3 protein-coding genes and 1 pseudogene are annotated in these 3411 nt (G+C 65.0%); all 4 read left to right on the forward strand.

Annotated features, from left to right (window positions below; all coding sequences use genetic code 11):
• A partial coding sequence (locus tag EOA29_RS29540) for a GntR family transcriptional regulator (RefSeq protein WP_145969859.1) occupies positions 1-487 on the forward strand: 487 nt, incomplete at its 5' end.
• Between the two features lie 29 nt (positions 488-516).
• Complete coding sequence (locus tag EOA29_RS29545) at positions 517-1620, forward strand: mandelate racemase/muconate lactonizing enzyme family protein (protein WP_126095348.1); 1104 nt, start codon at positions 517-519, stop codon at positions 1618-1620.
• Between the two features lies 1 nt (position 1621).
• Positions 1622-2806: a mandelate racemase/muconate lactonizing enzyme family protein gene (locus EOA29_RS29550; protein WP_126095349.1), complete on the forward strand. Its 1185-nt coding sequence runs from the start codon at positions 1622-1624 to the stop codon at positions 2804-2806.
• A 262-nt stretch (positions 2807-3068) separates the two neighbouring features.
• Positions 3069-3411: pseudogene (locus EOA29_RS29555) on the forward strand (peptide ABC transporter substrate-binding protein); the annotation flags it as partial.

A 3411-nucleotide genomic window follows, 5' to 3' on the forward strand; every position in this document is an offset into this window, starting at 1 on the left:
CCCCTATGCCGGAACTTTCGTCATCGACGTCGCCGCCAAGGACATCATCGACGTCTATTCGCTCAACAAGGTGCTCGACGAGTTCGCCATCGAGCTCGCCTGGCCGCTGCGCGACCAGCGCTTCTTCGACGAGCTCGACCGCCGCCATGAAACGGTCAAAGCGGCGACGCGCGCGCTCGACACCACGCGCCAGATCGAGACGGCGCTACAACTGCATGGGCTGATCTACGAATGGGCCGACAATTCGGTGCTGCTCGAGACCTGGCAGCGGCTGACCAGTCGCCTGCAAATGTATTTCGCCCTGCATCAGCGGGCCCGCAACGAGCCGGTGCCGGCAGAAGACGTGCACGAGACTTATGTGGCGCTGCTCAAGGGCTCGGACATGCGCGCCGCCCAGCGCCACGCGCGCGAGCATATCGACCTCGATTTCGAAGAGCTGCTTGCCTACGCGCGCGGCCTTGAAAAGCGTGGGTCGAAGGGCGCCTGACCATTCCCTCGCTGACAACGGACACCAACGTGAAGATAAAGAGCATAAAAGCCTACCATGTCGTGCAGCCCTTCGTGGACGGGCCCTACCGCATGTCGAAGGGGCGGGTCGCCGACTGTTTCGACGCGGTGATCGTCGCCATCACTTCCGACACAGGTGTGACCGGCTGGGGCGAGATGGCGCCGCTCGGCAATTTCTACTCGGCCGCGTTTCCGGCGGGAACGCGTGCGGGCGTGCCGGAAATCGCGCCGCATCTCATCGGCCACGACCCGCGCGGGCTTGCCGGCATCGGCAGGCTGATGGACACGGTGTTCAAGGGCCATCCCTACATCAAGGCCGCGCTCGACATGGCGTGCTGGGATCTCGCCGCCTGTGCCGCCGACGTGCCGCTGGTGACGATGCTTGGCGGCCGCGAGAGCGAGACGGCGGAGCTCTACAGGGTCGTCACCCACGGCACGGTCGACCAGATGGCGGCACTTGCCAAGAAGATCGTCGCCGAAGGCTACCACCGGCTGCAGGTCAAGGTCGGCGGCAATGTGCGCGACGACATCGAGCGCGTCACCGCGGTGGCCGCGGCCGTGCCGAAGGGCACGGTGATCTTCTGCGACGCCAATGCCGGCTGGACGCCTTACCAGGCGCGCCAGTTCGCCGACGCAACACGCGGCATCGACTACACGTTCGAGCAGCCCTGCACGACGATCGAGGAGAACATGTCGGTGCGCCGCATGCTCGACAAGCCGATGGTGCTGGATGAGTCCGTTACCTCGCTGCAGGAGATGCTGGAAATCCATCGCCGCGGCGCGGCCGACGGGCTGACGCTGAAGATCTCGCGGCTGGGCGGCGTGACGCAGACCCGCCAGATCCGTGACGTTGCGGTCGATCTCGGCTTCATGATCACGGTCGAGGATACCGGCGGCGCCGAGATCGACACCGCCGCCATGGCGCATCTGTCGCTGTCGACGCCGGAGGAGCGCCGGCTGCATGCGATCGCCTTCCACGAATGGGTGACGGTGCGCACCGCCTCCAACAAGCCGCCCGTGACGGGCAGCCGCATGGGCATTCCCGATGGACCCGGCCTCGGCATCGATGTCGTGCCGGACCTGCTCGGCAAGCCTTTCTTCGAGATCGGCTGAGATGAAGATCAGGCGCGTCAGGGCAACGCCGATCAACTACAGGCTCGAAGCGCCCTACGTCTGGGTGTTCGGCGAGCTCGACGGCTTCTCGCCCACCATCGTCGAGGTCGAGACGGAGGACGGGCTTGTCGGTCTCGGCGAGGCACCGACGCCGGCGGCCGCTGCCGTCATCGACGATGTGCTGGCACCCAGGCTCGCCGGCCGTGACGCCTTCGACATCGCCGGCGCGGAGCAAGTCTGCCTGCCCTTCTGGACCGGCGTGCAGTCGATCAACGACCGCATCCGCATCATGGCCTTCGGCGCCATCGAAATGGCGCTGTGGGACCTGCGCGGCAAGGCCTGGAAGCAGCCGCTCTACCAGTTGCTCGGCGGCGCGGTGCGCAAGGATATCCCCTTCACCGATTATTTCTCGCTGCGCGGCGACGGGTCGAAGGTGAAGGGCGAGAAGACGCCGGAAGCGGTCGCAGATTACTGCGTCGAACTCCACGAGCGCCACGGCACGACCTTCTTCGAGGGCAAGTTCTCGACGCAGGATCCGAAAGTCTCGCTAAAGATGGTCGAGCTGATCCGCGACAAGCTCGGCGACGATGCGATGATCCGCATCGATTCCAACCAGGCCTATTCGCTCGCCACCGCCAGGCAGCTGGCGAGGCCGCTGGAAGACCTCGGCGTGCGCAACTGGGAGGATCCGGTCGCAACCATCGAGGAAATGCGCGAGCTGCGGCGCCACACGTCGATCCCGTTCTCGACCCACAATATCGACATCGCGCGCGCCATGGATCTCAAAGTGCCGGACGCGTTTGTCGGCAATCCGACAGCACATGGCGGCATCGTCCGCATGCTGCGCTTCATCGGCGCCTGCGAGCATTCCGGCATCGATTACTGGTGCTACAGCGGCGACACCGGCATCGGCAGCGCCTGCTACCTGCATCTTTGCTCAGCACTCGGCTGGATCAGAGAGCCCAACCAGTCGTTGTTCCGCATGCAGCCGATGGACGTGATCGAGGAAGGGCCGTTCGCGCCGAAGAACAACACCGTGCCGGTGCCGGAAGGCTATGGCCTCGGCGTAACGCTGTCTTGCGACAGGCTCGCTGCCTGCCATCGCGACTTCGTCGAGAACGGGCCCTGCAACAAGTATCACGACCCGGCGAAGCCCGGCACCTATCGCCGGCTGCCGCTGAACTGAACCAGGAGACCGTCAAAGGAAAGGAGGCGACAGACCGAGTAGAAGAAGCGGCCGCGATTTCGATCGGACCGCGAGACCGGACAAGGCATGCATCAAGAAAATCTGACCTTCCCCCCTCAAGGAGCGGATGGACCGGATCAACCTGCATGCTACAGTTCGATCGACAGAAATTCTTGACGATGGCCGGGACAGGAGAACTCCACGGAACCGTCAACTGTAACGCACTCGCCAACCACAAGAACTGGGGAAAGGGTTCAGACCCATGAGCAAGAACTACCGCATTCTCGATCTCATCCGGCGCAACCGCACGCCGCTCGAAAACCACCTCATCGATGGCCTTATCGACGGCCGCGTCAGCCGCCGCGAATTCGTGCGCCACGGCAGCCTGCTCGGCCTGTCGCTGCCGCTTCTCGGCCGCATCGGCATGGCCGCCGGTTTTGGCGCCGCGCCCTCGCTTGCCCGCGCTCAAGCGACGCCGGGCGCCACCATCCGCGTCGGCAGCAGCGTGCCGGCCGCAGCGATCGACCCGGTCACAATCGCGGACGCCGGCGGCCTGCTGGTGATGCAGCAGGTGGCTGAATTCCTCTGCATCGACGGCCCGGACC

The organism is Mesorhizobium sp. M1E.F.Ca.ET.063.01.1.1, assembly GCF_003998155.1.
Classification (GTDB): domain Bacteria; phylum Pseudomonadota; class Alphaproteobacteria; order Rhizobiales; family Rhizobiaceae; genus Mesorhizobium.